16 protein-coding genes are annotated in these 19,558 nt (G+C 70.8%); 14 read left to right on the top strand and 2 right to left on the bottom strand.

Annotated features, from left to right (window positions below; genetic code table 11):
• Positions 1 to 57: 57 nt before the first annotated feature.
• On the top strand, positions 58 to 1,296 hold the full coding sequence (locus ACFYOP_RS27105; protein WP_356895948.1) for a nucleoside monophosphate kinase: 1,239 nt from the start codon (positions 58 to 60) through the stop codon (positions 1,294 to 1,296).
• Positions 1,297 to 1,467: 171 nt separating this feature from the next.
• Here the strand turns inward: ACFYOP_RS27105 and ACFYOP_RS27100 are convergent, their stop codons facing one another.
• The gene (locus tag ACFYOP_RS27100) at positions 1,468 to 2,814 is read right to left on the bottom strand and encodes a pyridoxal-dependent decarboxylase (protein WP_356895950.1); all 1,347 of its coding nucleotides are present in this window, start codon (positions 2,812 to 2,814) and stop codon (positions 1,468 to 1,470) included.
• Between the two features lie 276 nt (positions 2,815 to 3,090).
• Here ACFYOP_RS27100 and ACFYOP_RS27095 point away from each other — a divergent pair, with 276 nt between their 5' ends.
• Both ACFYOP_RS27095 and ACFYOP_RS27090 read left to right on the top strand, forming a co-directional pair.
• Entirely contained in the window at positions 3,091 to 3,834 is a 744-nt protein-coding gene (locus ACFYOP_RS27095; RefSeq protein WP_356895952.1) for an amino acid racemase, read from the top strand.
• A 69-nt stretch (positions 3,835 to 3,903) separates the two neighbouring features.
• A complete protein-coding gene (locus tag ACFYOP_RS27090) occupies positions 3,904 to 5,586 on the top strand; it encodes a helix-turn-helix domain-containing protein (RefSeq protein WP_356896015.1) in 1,683 nt (560 codons plus the stop codon).
• A gap of 12 nt (positions 5,587 to 5,598) precedes the next feature.
• Here ACFYOP_RS27090 and ACFYOP_RS27085 read toward each other — a convergent pair whose 3' ends face one another.
• Complete coding sequence (locus ACFYOP_RS27085; protein ID WP_356895954.1) at positions 5,599 to 6,186, bottom strand: isochorismatase family protein; 588 nt, start codon at positions 6,184 to 6,186, stop codon at positions 5,599 to 5,601.
• A 194-nt stretch (positions 6,187 to 6,380) separates the two neighbouring features.
• On the opposite strand from ACFYOP_RS27085, the gene ACFYOP_RS27080 reads away from it, so the two are divergent.
• The 11 genes from ACFYOP_RS27080 (at position 6,381) to menC (ending at position 19,289) form a co-directional block, all read left to right on the top strand.
• On the top strand, positions 6,381 to 7,706 hold the full coding sequence (locus ACFYOP_RS27080; protein WP_356895956.1) for a serine hydrolase domain-containing protein: 1,326 nt from the start codon (positions 6,381 to 6,383) through the stop codon (positions 7,704 to 7,706).
• A 23-nt stretch (positions 7,707 to 7,729) separates the two neighbouring features.
• Entirely contained in the window at positions 7,730 to 8,671 is a 942-nt protein-coding gene (locus ACFYOP_RS27075) for a serine hydrolase (protein WP_356895958.1), read from the top strand.
• Entirely contained in the window at positions 8,668 to 9,585 is a 918-nt protein-coding gene (locus tag ACFYOP_RS27070) for a serine hydrolase (protein WP_356895960.1), read from the top strand. Before ACFYOP_RS27075 ends, ACFYOP_RS27070 begins: the two co-directional genes overlap by 4 nt.
• Positions 9,586 to 9,795: 210 nt before the next feature.
• Entirely contained in the window at positions 9,796 to 11,397 is a 1,602-nt protein-coding gene (locus tag ACFYOP_RS27065; RefSeq protein ID WP_356895962.1) for an ABC transporter substrate-binding protein, read from the top strand.
• Complete coding sequence (locus ACFYOP_RS27060) at positions 11,394 to 12,437, top strand: ABC transporter permease (RefSeq protein ID WP_356895964.1); 1,044 nt, start codon at positions 11,394 to 11,396, stop codon at positions 12,435 to 12,437. The genes ACFYOP_RS27065 and ACFYOP_RS27060 overlap by 4 nt, the downstream gene beginning before the upstream one ends.
• On the top strand, positions 12,437 to 14,254 hold the full coding sequence (locus ACFYOP_RS27055; protein ID WP_356895966.1) for a dipeptide/oligopeptide/nickel ABC transporter permease/ATP-binding protein: 1,818 nt from the start codon (positions 12,437 to 12,439) through the stop codon (positions 14,252 to 14,254). Before ACFYOP_RS27060 ends, ACFYOP_RS27055 begins: the two co-directional genes overlap by 1 nt.
• Positions 14,251 to 14,943, top strand: coding sequence for an ATP-binding cassette domain-containing protein (locus tag ACFYOP_RS27050; RefSeq protein ID WP_356895968.1), 693 nt, complete (start codon positions 14,251 to 14,253; stop codon positions 14,941 to 14,943). The genes ACFYOP_RS27055 and ACFYOP_RS27050 overlap by 4 nt, the downstream gene beginning before the upstream one ends.
• A gap of 88 nt (positions 14,944 to 15,031) precedes the next feature.
• The gene (locus ACFYOP_RS27045; RefSeq protein ID WP_356895970.1) at positions 15,032 to 16,054 is read left to right on the top strand and encodes a membrane dipeptidase; all 1,023 of its coding nucleotides are present in this window, start codon (positions 15,032 to 15,034) and stop codon (positions 16,052 to 16,054) included.
• A gap of 249 nt (positions 16,055 to 16,303) precedes the next feature.
• Positions 16,304 to 17,386 carry a M20 family metallopeptidase gene (locus ACFYOP_RS27040; protein ID WP_356895972.1) on the top strand — a complete coding sequence of 361 codons (1,083 nt, stop codon included), beginning with the start codon at positions 16,304 to 16,306 and terminating at the stop codon, positions 17,384 to 17,386.
• Positions 17,383 to 18,141: a GNAT family N-acetyltransferase gene (locus ACFYOP_RS27035; RefSeq protein ID WP_356895975.1), complete on the top strand. Its 759-nt coding sequence runs from the start codon at positions 17,383 to 17,385 to the stop codon at positions 18,139 to 18,141. Before ACFYOP_RS27040 ends, ACFYOP_RS27035 begins: the two co-directional genes overlap by 4 nt.
• A gap of 35 nt (positions 18,142 to 18,176) precedes the next feature.
• Positions 18,177 to 19,289 carry an o-succinylbenzoate synthase gene (gene menC / locus ACFYOP_RS27030; RefSeq protein WP_356895977.1) on the top strand — a complete coding sequence of 371 codons (1,113 nt, stop codon included), beginning with the start codon at positions 18,177 to 18,179 and terminating at the stop codon, positions 19,287 to 19,289.
• The last annotated feature ends 269 nt before the right edge of the window (positions 19,290 to 19,558 follow it).

Here is a 19,558-nt window from a genome sequence, read left to right as displayed (position 1 = left end):
GTCGGCGAAGTTCGCAGATGGGCTTCTAGGCTGGAAGTCCGCCGAGGGAGGGGACGAGTGGCCGATCAGACCGATGACCAGCACCAAGCCGTCGACGCGTATGCCCGAGAACTGACTGCCTTCGCGGACGCCCTGCACGTTCTGCACGTCGACTGCGGATCACCGTCGTACCGAGAGATCGCCACAGCGGCACGAGCTGCGGGTCGTGTGTCTCTGTCCTCGTCCGCAATCTCTGAAGCCATCAGCGGCAAGCGCCTGCCATCGCTGGACTTCACCCTTGAGCTGGTTCGACAGCTGGCGAAAACTGATCAAGGCGTACTGGACCAGTGGCGCGAGCGGTGGAAGCGAGTCAAGCTCCACCAGCGACAGTCCGGCGCCCACAGAAAGCGGTCTGGGACTCGAAGCCGGATCGAGGGAGCGCCCGATCAGCCACTCCCGGGAGGGGGTCAGGGAGTTCTGTCCGCAGCCCACCTCGAAGCAGAAGTCATCGTCAAGAATGCGCAGGCTCAGGCAGAGTCAATCATCGAGAATGCGCGAATTCAGGCGGACGAGATGACAGCATCAGCAACACAGATGCTCCTTGACGCCACCGAACGAGGAACAGTCCACGTGGCCGCACAACTGAAACTTCGGGAGCATTGCCGGATCGCCCTGGTCGGCCCCCCTGGCAGCGGAAAGGGGACCCAGTCCCCATTCCTGAGTAAGCTGCTGGAAGTTCCCGTCCTGCACCTTGGGGAGCTGTTTCGGGACAACATCAGAGGCGGTACACGACTCGGACGTAAGGCCCGTCGGCACATGGAACGCGGAGAACTCGTGCCCGACGAAGTAACCCTGGGGATGCTAGAAGTCCGACTCCAAGACCGTGACACCCAACACGGCTTCATTCTGGATGGCATCCCCAGGACGCTCGGTCAAGCGGAGGCAGTAGATAAGCTGCTAGCGAGGACCTCAGAGAAGATCGACGCCGCGCTGAACTTCGAAGTGGGGCGCGATGAATCTTTTCGGCGTCTTGTCGGTCGACGGATATGTAAGAACGACAGCTCCCACGTTGCGCACATCATGTATGCCGCCCCTCAAAAGGATGGGATCTGCGACATCTGTGGCGGACCTCTCTACTTGCGTGAGGACGACAGTCGAAACGTAATCGCCAGTCGATGGGACGCATGGAATGTCCAGTCGGAGCGCGTCGTGAAGAAATATGGCTCCGAGCGGCGCCTGGTCACCATTTCCGGCACAGGAACTGTCTCCAGTGTCACCGAGCGCGCAATTTCTGCACTCAATGCATATTTCGGCTAGATTGATGCACGGGCTTACGGGCTGCCGTTTCACTCGCGGCCCATCGGCGGTGGGCAGGGTCCGGGGAAAACCGGACACCGATGAGACCGGTTGGCACCTGTCGTGCCAAGTGCCGTACGGGCCCCAGAACCCGAGAGCTGGCCGGAGACTGTCGGCTTGCAGGTCCGTGGCTCAAACCATGGTCCCTACGATTTCCTCGACGATTTCCATGGTCGTCTCCGGATGCAAGAACGCGAATCGGGCGACGGTCTCGCCCTCCCAGCCCGTCGGGGCCACGAACGCTGTCTGGCCGGCGAGGAGGCGGGTTGACCATTCCGTGTAGTCCTCGGTGTTCCAGCCGGTGCGGCGGAAGAGGACGGCGGAGAGCTCGGGTTCGCGGATGAGTTCGAGGTACGGGGTGCTTCGGATGAGTGCGGCCGTGTCTCGAGCCAGGGTGAGGGCCTTCTCGATGGCCTCGCTGTAGGCATGGGTGCCGTGGACGGCGAGGGAGAACCACAGCGGGAGGCCGCGGGCGCGGCGGCTGAGGTGGTGGGCGTAGTCGCTCGGGTTCCACTGGGTGTCGTCGTCGGTGTGCAGGGCGTCGAGGTAGGAGGCGTCCTGGGTGTGGGCCGCTCTGGCCAGGTGCGGGTCACGGTAGAGGAGGGCGGCGCAGTCGAAGGGGGCGAAGAGCCACTTGTGGGGGTCGATGACGAGGGAGTCGGCGTGCTCGATGCCCCGGTAGCGGTCCCGCACGCTCGGGGCGAGGAGGCCGGCGCCTCCGTACGCGCCGTCGACGTGGAACCACAGGTTGAAGTCCCGGGTCACGGAGGCGATTCCGGCGAGGTCGTCGATGATTCCGGCGTTGGTCGTGCCGGCCGTGGCCGCCACCCCGATGACGTCCGACGGGTCGGCATCGGCGAGAAGGGCGGCGCGCAGGGCGGGGCTGGTCAGGCGGTGGTCCACGGTCGGCACCACGAAGGGTTCGACGCCGATGATGCGCAGGACATTGCCGATGGACGAGTGGGCCTGGTCCGACACGGCGAACCGGAGGCGTTCGTACGGGCCGAGGCCACGGAGACGCCGGGCCGTGTCGCGGGCGGTGACGAGGGCGGAGAGGTTCCCGGCCGAGCCGCCGGAGACGAAGCAGCCGCCGACCTCGGCGGGCATTCCGGCGAGGTCCGCGAGCAGGCGCAGGACCTGGTTCTCGGCGGCGATGGGCCCGGAGGCGAGCAGCCACGAGACGCCCTGGATCGACGAGCACGAGACGAGCATGTCGAAGAGGACGGCGGCCTGTGTGGGGGCGGCGGGGACGAACGACAGGAAGCGGGGGCTGTCGACCGCGATCACGGTGGGCGCCAACTGCTCGGTCCACAGCCGCAGGACCTCCCCCGGATCGTTGCCCTCCGGCCCGATCAGCCCTGCCAGGACCCGGTCGAGCTTGTCCGCCTCGCCCGGGTGGTTGAGCCCGGGCTGGTTCAGGAGGCGGTCGCGCAGCGAGGCGACGACGAGGTCGGTGAGGGCAGGGTCGTACGTGTGCATGGTGGACCTTTGCGTTGACGATCGGCAGGCCATGACGGGGCCGGTGGTCAGTGAAACCCAGCGCCCGTGTCAAGGAGTTCGGTCGCCACCACAGCTCTGACGTGCCCACTTCGTCCGCGCGGCCAAATGCTCCTGCCAGGGAGGAGCCGTCCGGTTCTCCGTACCAAAACGGACGGGGGTTTGTGGAGCCCGCGACGACACCCGGCGCATCCCGGCGGGCCACGATCACGGGAGGCCCCGCGGACGACGGCGGGAACGATCGAAAGGCCGCCCCGCATGCGTCACGTCACCCGCCCGATCCTCGGCATCCTCGGTGGGATGGGGCCGCTCGCCACGGCAGATTTCTACCGTCGGGTCGTCGAGCGCACCCCGGCCGGCTCCGACCAGGCGCATCTGCCCGTCGTGATGTGGGCCGATCCCGCCGTCCCCGACCGGACGGCGGCGTTGCTAGGGCAGGGGCCGTCCCCTGTCCCCGCCCTTGTGGAGGGCGCCCGCTGGCTGCAGCGCGCGGGCGCGACTTGCATCGCCGTTCCGTGCAACACCGCGCACGCCTATGTCGAGCAGCTGTCCAGGGCGACCGGTGTCGAGGTCCTCGACATGATCAGGGTCGCGCTGGAGGCGGCGGCACGCCGCACACCGGGGCTGGAGCGGGTGGGAGTCCTGGCGACCCGGGGGACGCGGTTGACCGGGCTGTACGAGCGGGCCGGCGCCCCGCTCGGGCTCGACGTGGTGCAGGTCCCCGCCCCCGTCCAGGGGCAGTACGTCGACGCCGCCATCCACGCGGTCAAGGGAGGTGCGGACCCCGCCGAGCCCGAGCGCTGGATCGCCACGGCCGCCGAGAGCCTCAAGGAACAGGGCGCTCAGGCGGCGATCGCCGCCTGTACGGAGATCCCGCTGATCAGCGAGGCGGCCGCTCGCCTGCTCCCGCTCGTCGACTCGACCGACGCCCTCGCCGAAGCCGCCGTCGCCCGCCTGTGGCTGCCCGCCGATGCCGTTCGTACCGGGGTACGAACAGGGTGACGTACCCTCGTTCGTACGCACCACATCGCAGGGCTGCGCACGTCCTAACCTGCGGAGATGATCAGGCACATGTCGACGCACCCCGCCCGGAGCCTCAGTCGGGTGCTGGAGGACTTCGGCCACACGCTCCTGGATCTGGTGTACGGCGACCCCGACGCGGCCGGTGAGATCGGCGGCGTCGGCATCCACGATCCGTACGACGAGCAGCACTATCCGGAACACGCCATCGTGCTCGGCGTCGGTGTCCACGGCGCGGACGAAACCGGCCAGCTGCTCCGGTACCTCGCCGCGCTCGGGGCCACCGCCTTGGTCGTGCGCGGCCCGGTCGACGACGCCGACGAGCTGGAACCGGTCGTGAACCAGACCGGTGTCGCGCTGCTAGCCCTGACCCGGGGCGCCTCCTGGTCGCAGCTGGCGGCGATGCTGCGCACCCAACTCGCCGAGGGAGACGTGGGCGACGCTCGCGAGGGCGAGGAGCAGACCCTGGGTGGAGTGCCGTCCGGGGACCTCTTCGCCCTGGCCAACGCCATCGCCACCCTCCTTGACGCACCGATCACCATTGAGGACCGCCGCTCGCGCATCCTCGCCTTTTCCGGCCGACAGGACGAGGCGGACGCCCCCCGGGTGGAGAGCATCCTGGCCCGCCAGGTGCCCGAGCGCTATCTGCGCCACCACGAGGAGCACGGCGTCTTCAAGGAGCTGTACCGCAGCGAGGGCCTCGTGCACGTCCCCCCGCCGACCCTCGGCGAGGAGGTGGCGCTGCCGCGGGTGGCGGTGGCGGTCCGAGCCGGGGACGAGTTCCTTGGCTCCGTCTGGGCGGCGCTGCGCAAGCCCCTCACCCCGGAGCGGGAGCAGGCGTTCCTGGAGGCGGCGAAGCTCGTGGCCCTCCACATGCTTCGCTTCCGGGCAGGTACTGACGCCGAGAACCGGCTGCGCGCCGACCTCGTCACGACCGCGCTGGACGGCGGGGCCGGGGCGGTGGAGGCGCTCGGCCGGCTCGGGCTTGTCGACGAACCGACCCTGGTCATGGCCATGGGCCTCGCTCCCGAGCGCGGCGAGGACCACGCCCACGTCACGGCCGAGCGCCAGCGCCTGGCCTCCGCCCTGGCCGTCCACCTCACCGCCGTACAGCCGCGTTCCGCCGTGGCCCTGCTCGGCGACGTGGCGTACGCGCTCTTCCCAGTCACGGGCGACACCGCCCACGCCCGCGAGCGTGCCCTGCAGGTGGCCTCGAACTTCCTGGCCCGCACGGGCGAACGGCCCGGCGCCGTCATCGGGATCGGCTCGGTCGCCGAGGAGCCCGCCGCGCTTCCGCGTTCACGCGCCAATGCTGACCGGGCGCTGCGCGTGCTGTTCACCGGACAGACGGGGAAGCGTGCCGCCTCGATCGCCGATGTGTACGTCGACGCCCTGCTGATCGAGATGCGGGATCTGGCCGTCGCCAACCGCGACGAGCTCTCGGGGCCACTCGCTCGCCTCATGGCGTACGACGCCAAGCACAATGCCCACCTGGTCGAGACCCTGCGGGCGTGGCTGGACGCCTTCGGCGACGTGATCACCGCCTCCGCGAGCGTGTTCGTCCACCCCAACACCTTCCGCTACCGGATCCGCAGGGTGTCCGAGGTGGGCGAGATCGACCTTCAGGATCCGGCGGCGAGGTTCGCCGCGATGCTGCAGCTGCGCCTGCTGGGCCCGGGGCAGACGCAGAACGGCGGCGAGACCGAAACGGGCCCCGCCGCCAGGCTCGACTGAGGGCTGCCTCGGTCAGAGCCGCACGCCCGGCGGGACCGTCAGGTCCTTGTGGGTGTCGTGGAAGGCGTCCGCGTCCTGGATGGTGCGCACCCAGTCGTAGAACAGCTCCTTGGTGGACAGCGTCTCGATGCCCCGGCCCGCTAGGCGCCGCAGGCCGCGCTCGTGGGCCTGGCCGGGGGAGTAGGCCGCGTCGTCCACGACCACCACGCGCTTGCCGGCGTGGTGCAGCTGAATTGCCGAGTGGGCCACGCAGATGTCGGTCTCGATGCCGACGAGGATCATGCTCGTGCGGCCGGTGGCCTCGATCGCGGCGGCGATGTCGGGGTTGTCCCACACGGCGAAGGCGTTCTTCGGCAGGGTGACCGCCTTGGCCGGCAGCACCTCGAGGATCTCCGGCACGGTGTGGCCGCTGGTGTCGGGGTCCTCCTCGGTCACGACGACCGGGATGCCCAGGCGGTCGGCGACGGACGTGATCCAGGCGATGCGCCGCACCATGTCGTGGAGCCGCTGCCGGTCCACGTCGAGCCGCGTGGGCGGGTAGAAATCGGTCTGCACGTCGATGATCACCAGGGCGCAGTCGTCGCGGTCGATCAGAGGCATCGTCGTCTCGTCTCCTCATATCCTCGTATGTCGGGTGCTCGCCACCCTAGGAAGGCCCACCGCCCCCGGAGTCGTCCGCAGGGCCAAGCTCCGACCTGCATCTTCGTATCTGAGGACGAACCGTTCAGGGGTGCTCCGCACGTACGATTCCCGCCAAGTTCAAGGAGCCGCATCGAGCCACCCGGAGGACGTGCGTGAAGGCCGACATCGAGCACTGGGCGCGTCGCCTGGCGGCGCTGGCCGCCGACTCCGAGGTCCCCGGCGCGAGCGTCGCGTTCTGGTACGACGGTGAGGTGTACGAGTGCGCCACCGGCGTCCTGAACACCGCAACCGGGGCGCCCGTACGCACCGACTCGCTGTTCCAGATCGGTTCGGTCACCAAGGTGTGGACCGCGACCCAGTTGATGCTCCTGGTCGAAGACGGCCGCGTCACCCTGGACACCCCCGTCGCGGAGATCCTGCCGGAATTCCGAGTACTGGACCGGGAAGCAACGGCCGCCATCACCCTGCGCCACCTGCTCACCCACACCTCGGGCATCGACGGCGACCTGTTCCTGGACACCGGACGCGGCGACGACTGCCTGCGGCGCTACGTCGAGGCGTGCGCCGACCTGGAGCAGACCTTCCCCGTCGGGGACTCCCACTCGTACTGCAACTCCGGCTTCGTCATCGCCGGCCGGGTCGTCGAGCGGCTCACTGACACGGTCTGGGACCAGGCCCTGCGGGAGCAGATCTGCGAGCCGCTGGGACTGACCCACACCTGGACGCTGCCCGAGGACGTCCTGCGCTTCGGCGCCGCCGTCGGCCACGACGAGCAGGGCGCCGTGGTGCCGCAGTGGGGACTGCCCCGGTCCGTCGGTCCCGCCGGGCTGATCTGCGCGCGGGCCGCCGACGTGGTCGCCTTCGGCCGCGCCCACCTCACCCCGGGGGCTCTCCTCACCGACCCCGCCGCGCTGCGACAGGCGCAGGTCGACCTGCCCAATCCGCATGCCGGCGGGCGCCAGTGGGGCATCGGCTGGAGCCTGGACGAATGGGACGGCCACCAGGTCGTCTCCCACACCGGCGACACCATCGGCCAGCATGCCGCCCTCTGGGTGCTGCCCGAACTCGGGACCGTCGTCGCAGCGCTGATCAACGGCGGCCGGAGCGTCGAGTTCCAGCACCGGCTCGCCAGCGAGCTGCTCCAGGAGCTCCACGCGATCGACGTCCCCGCCCCCATCGCCCCGCCCGAGCAGCCCGTCCCCGTCGACGCCGCCCCCTTCACCGGCGTGTACGAGCGCGCCGGCAGCAGGATCCACGTGACCGCGCACGAGGCAGGGCTGCGCCTGCGCACCGAGCCGACCGGCATCCTCGTCGGCCTCGCCCGCTCCCGCACCCTCGACCTCGTCGCCGTCGACGCGACCACCTTCGTCGGCCGCGACGAAGGGGACTCGATCTGGGACGCGGTGGTGTTCGAGCAGCGCCCCGACGGCCCCTCGTACCTCCACTACAGCGGCCGCGCCACACCGAAGACCAGCTGACCCACGCGCGATTGGAACCCCCCATGGCACCACCCTCCGCCGCTGACGAGGCCACCGCAGCCCTCCAGGTGGTCTTCGACGAAGCCGGAGTCGAGGGCTTCGTCCACGCCCGCGACATCGACTGTGACAGCGACGCCCGCGAGGTAGCCTTCCGAGCCGACGCCCCTGTAATCGTCGCCTCCCTCCGCAAGATCGCCGTCGCGGTCGCCTACGCCCGCGAGGCGGCGGCCGGAGCCCTCGACCGGGCCGCCCGCCACACCATCACCGCCGCCAACCGCGAAGGTGGCGGCATCGGCACCGACAGCTGCCGGCACGACGTCACCATGAGCACCCGCGACCTCGCCTTCTTCATGCTCTCCATGAGCGACAACGCGGCCACCGACAAGCTCATGGAGATCCTCGGCACGGACCGGGTACGCGCCGTGGCCGCCGAACTCGGCTGCCCGAACCTACCGGTCGGGCGCTACCGCGACCTGTGGGATCCGGTCTGGGCGGAGCTCGGCCTCGACCCGGACGGCGACATCGACGCCCAGCTGGACCGGGTGAGCGAGGACCGGATCAGGGGCCTCGCCATGCTCGACCCCACCCGCTCGGCCTCCAGCACCCCGAGGGAGATCACCTCCCTGCTCACGGCCATCTGGCGCGACCGGGCCGGTCCCGCCGACGCCTGCGCCGAGGTCCGCGAGCTCATGAGCCACCAGCTGTCCACCCACCGCCTCATCGCGGGCTTCGACGACGACGTCCGCGTCGCGGCCAAGAACGGCTCTCTGTGGGGCGTCCTCAACGAAGCCGCCGTCGTCGAGTACCCCGACGGCGGCCGCTACGCCGTCGCGGTCTTCCTGCGCACCCCCGCCCTCGGCGGCCGCAACCCGGCCGCCGACGCCGCGATCGGCCGTGCCGCACGGACCGCCGTCGACCACCTGCGCCGGGCACCAGCCGCCACCACACCCGAGGAGACGACATGACCACAGCCGCAGCGCGGTCGGCCGGTGCCGAACAGACCCGCACCCTGCTCTCGCAGACCTTCACCCAGGCGCGGGTCGACGGCTTCGTCCACGCCCGCGACCTGGACACGGGTGCGGAGTTCGGCCACGGCGCCGACATGCAGGTCGTGCTCGCCTCCGTCTTCAAGATCCCCATCGTCCTCGAGTACGCCCGGCAGGTGGCGGCGGGGGAGCTCGACCCGGCCCGGCGCCACACGGTCACGGCCGCCTATCGGGCCGGCGGCAGCGGTACGGACGGCTGCGCGTACGACGTCGAGATGAGCGCCCGCGACCTGGCCTTCATGATGATGACGATCAGCGACAACGCCGCGACCGACCTCCTCCTGGACGTCGTCGGCCCCGACCGGGTCCGCGCGACGCTCGACGACCTGGGGTTCCCCGGCTTCGGCTTCTCCTCCTGCGCGGCCCTGGACGACGACATCCGCCGGGAACTCGGGCTCACGCCGGACCTGTCCCTCGACGACCAGTTGGCCGGCGTCCCCGACGAACGGCTCCTGGCTCTCGGCGCCTGCGCCCCCGGCAGCAGCCCGTCGAGCACACCCCGCGAGGTGACCGCGCTCCTCGCCGCCATCTGGCGTGACGAAGCCGGCCAGGCCGACGCCTGCGCCGAGGTCCGGGACATCATGAGCCGGCAGGTGTGGCAGCACCGTCTGGTCTCCGGCTTCCCCGAACCGCGCGTGCGGCTCGCGGGCAAGACCGGCACGGATTTCGCCGTACGCAACGAGGCCGGCGTGATCTCGTACCCCGATGGCAAGCGGTACGCCGTGGGCGTCTTCCTGCGGACCTCGACCGCGGCCACCCGGCAGCCCCTTGCGGACCGTGCGATCGGCCGCGCCGCCAGGATCGCCGTCGACCATCTCCGCACCCGGACGTGAACGAGCCACCCGTGCCGTCCGCCCCTCCGTGCGGACATGCCACACCCGGACCGCTTCCCTCGCGGTCCGGGGCTGTCGTGTCTTCGAGGCCGTCGCCCGGCTTGGGATCCACCACCCAACAGGCTCGGCGGCTTTCGTCGCCCCGACTGAATCATTTCCGGCCATCAGCCGCGACTGTGGGGCAACTCTCCCGCCCCAAGGAGTCTCCCTATGAAGCCCCCGATGCCCTCGATGAAGAGAGCCAAGGCGATCGCCGCCTGTCTGGCGGTGTCACTGCTGGCGGCCGGCTGCGGCAGCGGCGCCCAGGCCGGATCGTCCGGCGGTGACGCCTTCAGCTTCGCGATCAAGAGCGACCCCGGACTGCTCGACCCCGCCCAGGTCCAGAACACCACCACGTACACCGCGCTGTCGCTGGCCTACGACACCCTGGTGCACGCCGGGCCCGACGGCCGGATAGTCTCCGGACTCGCCGAGAAGTGGGAGGTCAAGCCCGCCTCCGTCATCTTCACCCTGCGCCGGGGCGTCACCTGCGCCGACGGCAGCCCCGTGACCGCGAGCACCGTCGCCGCCAACGTCGCCCACATCACCGACCCGGCCACCAAGTCGCCCGCATACGGCGTCGTGGTCCCCGAGGGCATCACCGCCACGGCGGACGACACCGCCCGCACCGTGACGCTCTCCACGCCGGAGCCGTTCGCCTTCACCCTGCAGAGCACCCGCTACCTCTTCATCGTCTGCGGAGCCGGCCTCAAGGACCGCGATCTGCTCCGGACCGGCACCTCCGGGTCGGGCCCCTTCCGGCTCACCTCCGCCGAGCCCAACCAGAGCTACGCCTTCGCCAAGCGTGACGACTACACCTGGGGACCGGACGGGGCGACCACCGCCGATCCCGCCACGCCCGGTTCCGTCGTGCTCAAGGTCGTCGGCAGCGAGGCGACGACCGCCAACCTCCTGCTCTCCCACCAGCTGAACGGCGCACAGCTCGCCGGCCCCGACCGCGCCCGCGTCACCAACATCCCCGGGGTGACCACGACCGACCAGGCCAACGGCACGCAGGAGTTCTTCTTCCACCAGGGCGAGGGCCACCCCGGCAGCGACCCTGCCGTCCGCAAGGCCCTGCTCCAAGCCGTCGACTTCGACTCCCTCGGAGCGATCGCCACCGGCGGGACCGGCCGTGCCCCCACCGGCCTGGTCATGGAACCGAAGCCCTGCCCCGGCGACACCGTCACCGGCCACCTGCCCGACTTCGACCCGTACGCGGCCGGATCGGCGCTCCATGCCGCAGGGTGGCGTCGCGGTCCCGACGGCTTCCGCATGAAGGAAGGGAAGCGGCTCACTCTGCGCATGATCTACGGCACGTCGTCGGGCGAGACGATGGCCGCCGCGGCCGAGTACCTGGCCGAGTCATGGAAGAAGGTCGGCGTCGACGTCCGGCTGCGGGCCGTGTCCGACGCCGCGTACGGCGAGGTCGAGGCGGTCACCCAGGACTGGGACGTGAACTGGGCCCCGCTCGGAGTCACCCTCCCCACCCAGCTGCTCGGCGCGCTTTCCGGCCCCTTCACCCCCGACGGCGGTAACTTCGCCCACCTCACCAACAAGACCTACGAGCGGCTCACCGCCGAGGCGAGCAGGCTCCCCGGCGCCGCCGGCTGCGCCCTGTGGGAGAGGTCGGAGCACGCGCTCCTCGACAGTGCGGACATCGTTCCCGTCGTCGACAAGACCGTCACGATCGCGGCCCACAACGCCACCTTCCGCATCACGTCGGGCCTTTTCGACCCGACGTCGATCCGGATGACGGGAGGACAGAAGTGACCACCCCCGCCACCCCGCCCGACGTGCTCACCCCGCACGAAGGGCCCGCCGCCCCTGCCGCATCGCCGCGCCGCTCCCGGCGGCTGACCACGCGCTTCTTCGCCCGGCACCTGCTCCGCCTCGCCGGTTCCCTCGCCGTGCTCGTCGTCGCCTCGTTCGCGATGATCCACCTCATCCCCGGCGACCCGCTGCGCCAGATGCTCGGCCCGACCGCGCCGAAGGAACTCGTCGACCAGCGCAGAAGCGAACTCGGGCTCGACCAGCCGTTGCTCACCCAGTTCGCCGATTACGTCCGGCAACTCTTCTCCGGCGATCTCGGCACCTCCTTCTTCAGCTCCCAGCCGGTGGCCGACATCATCGGCCAAGGGCTCCCGAACACCCTGGCCCTGGCGTTCCTCGCCACCCTCGTCGCCCTCGCCGTTGCCGTACCGCTGGGACTGTGGGCCGCCGTCCGCACCCACAACGGACGCCGACGGGGTTCCGAGAGCGCGTTCACCACCCTCACCGGTGCCGCCGTCGCCATCCCCGAGTACCTGTACGGTCTGGCGTTGCTGCTCGTCCTCGCTCTCGGGCTCGGCCTGTTCCCGCCGGCCGGTCTCACCGGGCCCGCCTCCTTCGTGCTGCCGGTGACGGCTCTCGCCATCGCCCCGGCGGCGATGATCGCCCGCCTGGCGCGCGTCGAGACCCTGCGCGAACTCGACACCGACTACATGCGCCTGGCCCACGCCAAGCGGCTGCCCGCCTGGCGGCTGTACGCCGTCCACCTGCTGCCCAACACCCTGACCGCGACCCTGACCATGGGCGGCCTGTTGCTCAGCGGGCTGATCACCGGCAGCGTGCTGGTCGAGAACGTGTTCGCCTGGCCCGGACTCGGCCTGCGCACCGTCGAGGCCATCACCCAGAAGGACTACCCCGTGGCGCAGGCGATGATCCTCGTCTACGGCGCGCTCGTCCTCGTCGTCAACTTCCTCGTCGACATCCTGCTCGGGATCCTCGACCCCAAGTCGTCCCTGTCCGCCTCCACCCGCAGGGAGGGCTGATGAGCCGTCTGCTGAGAAACCCCGCCGGTCTGCTGGGCGCCGTGATCGTCGCCCTCATGGTTCTCCTCGCCATCGTCGGCCCGCCGATCTGGGAGGACGCCGCCACCCGGATGAACCCGAAGGAGATCAGCCAGGGAGCCTCCGCCTCGCACCTGCTCGGCACCGATGCCCTCGGCCGTGACCTGCTCGCCCGGACCCTGGTCGCCACCCGGCTGACCCTGAGCCTCGCCTTCCTGGCCACTCTGATCGGTACGGTCACCGGCATCCTGCTCGGCACCCTGCCGCAGATCCTGCCCCGGCGCGCGGGCCGCGCGGTGATCGCCGCGGTCGACCTGCTGGTGGCCTTCCCCGCCCTGCTGCTCGCCATGTTCACCGCCGTCGTCGCCGGCCTCGGCGCACAGGGCGCCGTCCTCGGCATCGGCGTCGCCCTCGCACCGACCTTCGCCCGGCTCACCCACACCATGACCGCGTCCGTCGCCGGATCCGACTACATCGCCGCGGCCCGCATGCTGCGCGTGCCCCGCCACCGCATCCTCACCCGCCACATCCTCCCCAACATCGCCGAACCGCTCATCCTCAACACCGCCCAGGCCATGGGCGGCGCCCTGCTCGGCCTGTCCGCGATGTCCTTCCTCGGCATGGGCGTCCAGGCGCCGTCGTACGACTGGGGCCGGCTGCTCAACGAAGCCTTCGGGCACGTCTACGTCACCCCGTCCGTCGTCGTCGCCCCCGCCCTCGCGGTCAGCCTCTCCGGCCTCGGCTTCATGTTGCTCGGCGACACCTTCGCCAAGGCCGCCGCCCACACCCGTGAAACGACCGGAAAGTCCGTCGCTCCCGTCGTGGCCCCCGCCCGGGACGAGCCCGCGGCGGACGCCGTCCTGGAGGTACGGGACCTGACCGTCGCCTTCCCCGGCGGCATCACCCCCGTACGGCAGGTGTCGCTGACCGTCCGCGCCGGCGAAATCGTCGGCCTGGTCGGCGAGTCGGGCAGCGGCAAGAGCATGACGGCCGCCGCCATCGGCCGGATCGTGCCCTACCCCGGCCTCGTCGGCAGCGCCCGCCTGCGGCTCGGTGGGGTCGACCTCGACGGCCTGACCGACTCCGAACGCCGCAAGCTGCTCGGGTCGTCGCTCGCGATGGTCTTCCAGGACCCCACCGCCTCCCTCAACCCGGCCCTGCGGGTCGGCGGCCAGCTCGCCGAAGTGGCCACCCTGCACGACGGCGCCACCCGCACCGAGGCTCGGGCCCGAGCCGTCGAACGACTCGACCGGGTCCGGATCAAGCAGCCGGCCGACGTCGCCAAGCGGTATCCGCACGAACTGTCCGGCGGCATGCGCCAGCGCGCCGTCATCGCCATGGGGCTGATGAACACGCCCCGTTTGATCATCGCGGACGAGCCCACCACCGCCCTCGACGTCACAGTCCAGCGCGAGGTCCTGCGGGTCCTGCGCGAAGCCGTCGACGACACGCAGGCGGGCGCCCTGTTCATCTCCCACGACATCGCCGTCGTCAGCGAACTGTGCGACCGGATCGCCGTCATGTACGCGGGTCGCATCGTCGAGGAACTCCCCGCCGACGCCCTCCACTACGCCCGCCACCCCTACACTCGCGCCCTCGTCGGCTCTCTCCCCGACATGGACACCGACCGGTCCGGCCCCCTCACCACCATCCCCGGCCGTCAACCCGCGCCCGGCGACGTCGGCGACGGCTGCGCCTTCGCCGACCGGTGCGCCTTCGCCACCGCCCGCTGCGCCATCCGCCCCAAGCTGCTCGCCCGCACGGACACACACTCCGTGGCTTGCTGGGAGGTCCTGTGAACATCAGCGAACTTACCGTCCGCTTCGGCTCCTTCACCGCCGTCGATCGCGTCAGCCTGGACGTTCCGAAGGGCTCCGTCACCGGGCTCGTGGGGGAGTCCGGCTCCGGGAAGTCCACCCTCGCCCGCGCCGTGGTCGGCCTGACCCCGTACAGCGGAACCGTCTCCGGGGTCGCACGCGGCCGCGTCCAGATGGTCTTCCAGGACCCGTACTCCTCGCTCAACCCGCGCATGAGCATCGGCGACGCCATCGCCGAGGGCACCCGCGTCCCCCGCGCCCAGCGGCCGGCGGAAGTCGGACGGCTCCTCGAACTGGTCTCCCTCCCGCCCACGTACGCGGGCAAGTACCCGCGCGAGCTCTCCGGCGGCCAGCGCCAGCGCGTCGCCGTCGCCCGCGCCCTCGCGGCCGAGCCGGAACTCCTCATCGCCGACGAGATCACCTCCGCCCTCGACGTCTCCGTCCAGGGCGCCGTCCTCAACCTCCTGCGCGACCTGCGCGGCGAACTCGGCCTGACCATGCTTTTCATCTCGCACAACCTCGCCGTCGTGCGGTACGTCTGCGATGCCGTCGCCGTCATGCACCACGGCCGGCTCGTGGAATCCGGCCCCGTCGAGGACGTGATCGGCGCGCCCCGGCACATGTACACCCGCACCCTGCTGGATGCGGTCCCACGCCTGGCCCGCGCCTGAGCCACTCGCTCCTCCTCCCGAGCGTCCGGTGGCCCCACACCCCCTTCCAGGGCCGCCGGACGCCTCCTCACCGCCCGAAAGGACCGCCGTGTCCCACGACCTCCACCACCGTGCCGTCGTCGCCGACGCGCACAACGACCTCCTCATGGCCGTCGCCGCACGCCCCCCGAAGCGCTGGGGCTCCTTCTTTCGAGAACGCTGGCTGCCGCAACTGAGCGAGGGCGGCATCGACATCCAGGTCCTGCCCGTGTTCATCGACGACCAGTACCGGCCCGAGGGCGCGCTCCGGCAGACCCTCCGCATGATCGAGTGCGCCCACGTCCTCGCCGAGGCCAATGCCGACCGGGTCGCACTGTGCCTGAACGGGGCCGACATCGACGCTGCCCTCGCTGAGGGGAAGATCGCCCTCGTCCTCGCCTTGGAGAGTGCCCCCGGCATCGACGCCTCCGTCGAACTCTTTCCCACCCTCTTCCGGCTGGGCGTACGGATCGCCTCGATCGCCCACTGGGGCCGCACCCCGCTCGCCGACGGCAGCCGCGAGGACGCCACCGGCAGCCGGCTCACCGTGCCCGGCGTCGAGGCGCTGCGCGAGATGGAACGCCTCGGGATGCTCTTCGACATCTCCCACCTGGGGGCGAGCGGCGTCGCACATGTCCTGGAACTGGCCACCCGGCCGCTCATCGCCACCCACTCGTGCGCCCGCACCCTGCGCGACCACCACCGCAACCTCACCGACGACCAGATCCGCGGCGTCGCCGCCACCGGTGGAGTGGTGTGCGTGAACTTCGTACCGGACTTCCTCACCGACGACCAGGCCAAGGTGAGCACCGACCGGATCGTCGACCACATCGAGCACATCGTCTCCGTCGCCGGGATCGACCACGTCGGCCTCGGCTCCGACTTCGTACGCGAGGTCATGCACGACGTCACGCCACCCTGCTGCGAGAGCCTCGACGACGAGGACCCCATGTTCGGCTTCCCCGGGCTCGAGGGCCCCGTGGGCATGCCACTGGTGACCGCGGCGCTGCTCCACAGAGGTCTGCCGGAGGCCGACATCCTCAAGATCCTCGGCGGGAACATGCGGCAGCTCATGGCCAAGCACATGGGCTGACCTGGGCTTGGCACCTGGAACGGTGCCCGGCCGGTCGGACGACCGGCCGGGCACCGGCCGTTCCGGCGGGCGTTGGGTCCGCAGTACGAACCGGACGTCCAGCTTGTCACCACGGCACCAACCGGGCCGCGACCAGCCTGCCTAGCGTGGCGGTCATCCCAACCTGGAGGACCCACCGTGCCGGTTGACCAAGAACCCAGCCCCCCGCGAGCGGACGCCGCGCCCGCCCCCACGTTCGACCTTGGCGCCATGCTCGCCGACCTCGAAGAACTCGTCACCTGCGAGTCGTACTCCGCCGACCACGCCGCCGTCGCCCGCAGCGCACAGGTGGTCGCCGACCAGGGCAGCCGCCTGCTCGGCGCCCGCCCGCAGACGCTGGTCGTCGACGGCGTCGCCCACGTCCAGTGGACCTTCGGCACCCCGCGCGTCCTGCTCCTGGGCCACCACGACACCGTCTGGCCGATCGGCTCGCTCGCCACCCACCCGTGGTCGGTGGAGCAGGGCATCGCCCGCGGCCCGGGCGTCTTCGACATGAAGGCCGGCCTGGTCCAGATGTTCCACGCCCTGGCCTCCCTGCCCTCCCTCGACGGCGTCTGCGTCCTGGTCACCGGCGACGAGGAGGTCGGCTCGGACACCTCCCGCCACCTCATCGAGGACCTGGCACGTCAGTGCGCGGCCACCCTCGTGCTTGAGCCCTCCGCCCCGGGCGGAGCGCTCAAGACCGGTCGCAAGGGGGTCTCCCTCTACGACGTCACCGTCCACGGCCGCGCCGCTCATTCCGGGCTCGAACCCGAGAAGGGCGTCAACGCGGCGACCGAACTGGCACACCAGCTCCTGGCCCTGAGCCGGGTCGCCGACATGGTCAGCGCCCAGACCGGACCCGGGACGACGGTGACTCCGACGCTGGTGTCGGCCGGCACCGCGAGCAACACCGTGCCCGCCCGCGCCGACCTCAGCGTGGACGTACGCGTCCCGAGCACTGCGGCCCAGGAAGCGGTCGACCAGCTGGTCAGGAGCCTGCGACCGGAACTCCCCGGCGCGCGCCTGCACATCTCCGGCGGCCCCAACCGCCCGCTGCTGGACCCGGACGCCTCCCACAAGCTCTTCGCCCTGGCCGACGGCATCGCCTCACGGCTCGGCCTCGACCCGCTCCGGCAGGCGTCCGTCGGCGGCGCCTCCGACGGCAACTACACCGCCGGAGTCGGCTGCCCCACCCTCGACGGCCTCGGCGCCGTCGGCGACGGCGCCCACGCCGACCATGAACACGTCGTCACCGCCACCATGCCGGACCGAGCCCGGCTGCTGGCCCACCTCGTCGGAGCGCTGCAGTGACCGCACTCGACCTGAGAGAACTCCACACGATGGAGGACCTCGACACCGTCGGCCGACTTTACGCCGACATATGGGGCACGGACGCCGACAGCCCGCCCGTATCCGCCGAGGTGATGCGCGCCCTGTCCCACGCGGGCAACTACGTGGCCGGCGCGTACGAGAACGGCCGCCTGGTCGGCGCGTCCGTCGCCTTCTACGGCGATCCCATCGGCACCACCCTGCACTCCCACATCACCGGCACCGCCGTGGGGCGCGGCATCGGCCTCGCCCTCAAGCTCCACCAGCGCCAGTGGGCCCTCGCCCGCGGAATCAACCGCATCACCTGGACCTACGACCCGTTGATCCGCCGCAACGCGTACTTCAACCTCGTGAAACTCGGCGCGCGCCCCGAGGAGTACCTGACGTCCTTCTACGGCGCCATGGACGACGCCATCAACGGCGGCGACGAGTCCGACCGCGTCCTGACCGCCTGGTACCTGACCGCGCCCGCAGGGCCGTACACCTTCGACCTGCCCGCCGACGTCACCCGCGGCGTCCGCAACGACGACGGCCGCCCCGTGATCGGCCCGACCGACGCCGCCACCGTCCTCATCGACCTTCCCGACGACATCGAGTCCCTCCGCCGTACGGACCCGGGCGCAGCCCGGGAATGGCGGCTGGCCGTCCGGCACACCCTCGGGGGCCTGCTCGCTGAGGGAGCCCGCGTGGTCGGCTTCCACGATCGCCGCAGCTACGTCGTCCACCGCACGACCTGAACACCCCTGAACACCCCACCAGGAGCCACCGCAAAATGAAGACCACGATCTCCGGCGTCGAACTGCGCCGCATCGCGATGCCGCTCGTCGCCCCCTTCCGTACCTCCTTCGGCATCGAGACCAGCCGCGACGTCCTGCTCGTCCGCGTCGTCACCTCCGACGGAACGGAAGGCTGGGCGGAGTGCGCGGCCATGTCCGAGCCGCGCTACTGCTCCGAGTTCGTCGACGGCGCCCAGGACGTCCTGCGCCGCTTCCTCGTCCCGGCTCTGCCGAAGAAGGGCGTGGACGCGGCAACCGGCGGCCGCGCCCTGGAACCGTTCACCGGTCACCACATGGCGAAGTCGGTCCTGGAGACGGCGGTGCTCGATGCCCAACTCCGCCTTGCGGGAGAGTCCTTCGGCTCCTACCTGGGTGCGTCACGCGACCGCGTCCCCTGCGGCGTCTCCGTCGGAATCATGGACTCCATACCTGAGCTCCTCGACGCGGTGGAGGGCTACGTCGCCGAGGGCTATGTCCGGATCAAGCTGAAGATCGAACCCGGCTGGGACGTCGAACCCGTCCGCGCCGTCCGCGAGCGCTTCGGCGTCGACCTGCTCCTCCAGGTCGACGCCAACGCTGCCTACACACTGGTCGACGCTCAACAGCTCGCGAAGCTTGACGACTTCGGACTCCTCCTCATCGAACAGCCCCTCGCCAACGACGACATGGTCCAGCACGCCCAGCTCGCCAAGCTGCTGCGCACCCCGATCTGCCTGGACGAGTCCATCGAGTCCGCGGCCGATGCCGCCGCAGCCATCTCGCTGGGCGCCTGCTCGATCATCAACATCAAGCCGGCCCGCGTCGGCGGCTACCTCGAAGCCCGCCGCATCCACGACATCGCCCGCGCCCACGGCGTCCCCGTCTGGTGCGGCGGCATGCTGGAGACCGGCATCGGCCGCGCCGCCAACGTCGCCCTCGCCGCCCTCCCCGGCTTCACCCTCCCCGGCGACACCTCCGGCTCGCACCGCTACTTCGCCACGGACATCACCGAGCCGTTCGTCCTCACCGATGGCCACCTCGATGTCCCGACGGGGCCGGGCCTCGGCATCGAGCCGCTCCCGGACGTTCTCAAGGAGGTCACCACCTCCACCGAGTGGATCGCGCTCTAGCCTCTGCACAGGACAGCCGCCCCTCCCGCAAGCTCCCTGAGCGCATCACGCCCAGGGAGCTTTGCTGCACCTCGTCGCTTGCGACGGAACGGCCCTGTGGGATTCAGCCTCGGGGACGAACGCCGGGGACTTCCACTCCGGCACAGTGGAACCACCGCACCGCGTGAGAGCAGGAGCCCTTACACCCGCAAAGCCTCCATGGCGCCACGCAGCCCGCCCGCACCGTCGACCCGGCTGAACCACCCCTCCCGGCGCGACGGTGGGCGGGC

Origin of the sequence: Streptomyces sp. NPDC006294 (assembly GCF_042870895.1) — a bacterium.
Lineage (GTDB): Bacteria > Actinomycetota > Actinomycetes > Streptomycetales > Streptomycetaceae > Streptomyces.
This window is presented reverse-complemented; position numbering and strand designations above follow the sequence as displayed.

What these genes read in the sequence shown, in the direction of transcription:
- ACFYOP_RS27100 (WP_356895950.1), bottom strand. Translation starts at nt 2,814, where the DNA reads ATGCACACGTACGACCCTGCCCTCACCGACCTCGTCGTCGCCTCGCTG.
- ACFYOP_RS27095 (WP_356895952.1), top strand. Translation starts at nt 3,091, where the DNA reads ATGCGTCACGTCACCCGCCCGATCCTCGGCATCCTCGGTGGGATGGGG.
- ACFYOP_RS27090 (WP_356896015.1), top strand. Translation starts at nt 3,904, where the DNA reads ATGTCGACGCACCCCGCCCGGAGCCTCAGTCGGGTGCTGGAGGACTTC.
- ACFYOP_RS27085 (WP_356895954.1), bottom strand. Translation starts at nt 6,186, where the DNA reads ATGCCTCTGATCGACCGCGACGACTGCGCCCTGGTGATCATCGACGTG.
- ACFYOP_RS27075 (WP_356895958.1), top strand. Translation starts at nt 7,730, where the DNA reads ATGGCACCACCCTCCGCCGCTGACGAGGCCACCGCAGCCCTCCAGGTG.
- ACFYOP_RS27070 (WP_356895960.1), top strand. Translation starts at nt 8,668, where the DNA reads ATGACCACAGCCGCAGCGCGGTCGGCCGGTGCCGAACAGACCCGCACC.
- ACFYOP_RS27065 (WP_356895962.1), top strand. Translation starts at nt 9,796, where the DNA reads ATGAAGCCCCCGATGCCCTCGATGAAGAGAGCCAAGGCGATCGCCGCC.
- ACFYOP_RS27055 (WP_356895966.1), top strand. Translation starts at nt 12,437, where the DNA reads ATGAGCCGTCTGCTGAGAAACCCCGCCGGTCTGCTGGGCGCCGTGATC.
- ACFYOP_RS27040 (WP_356895972.1), top strand. Translation starts at nt 16,304, where the DNA reads ATGCTCGCCGACCTCGAAGAACTCGTCACCTGCGAGTCGTACTCCGCC.
- menC (WP_356895977.1), top strand. Translation starts at nt 18,177, where the DNA reads ATGAAGACCACGATCTCCGGCGTCGAACTGCGCCGCATCGCGATGCCG.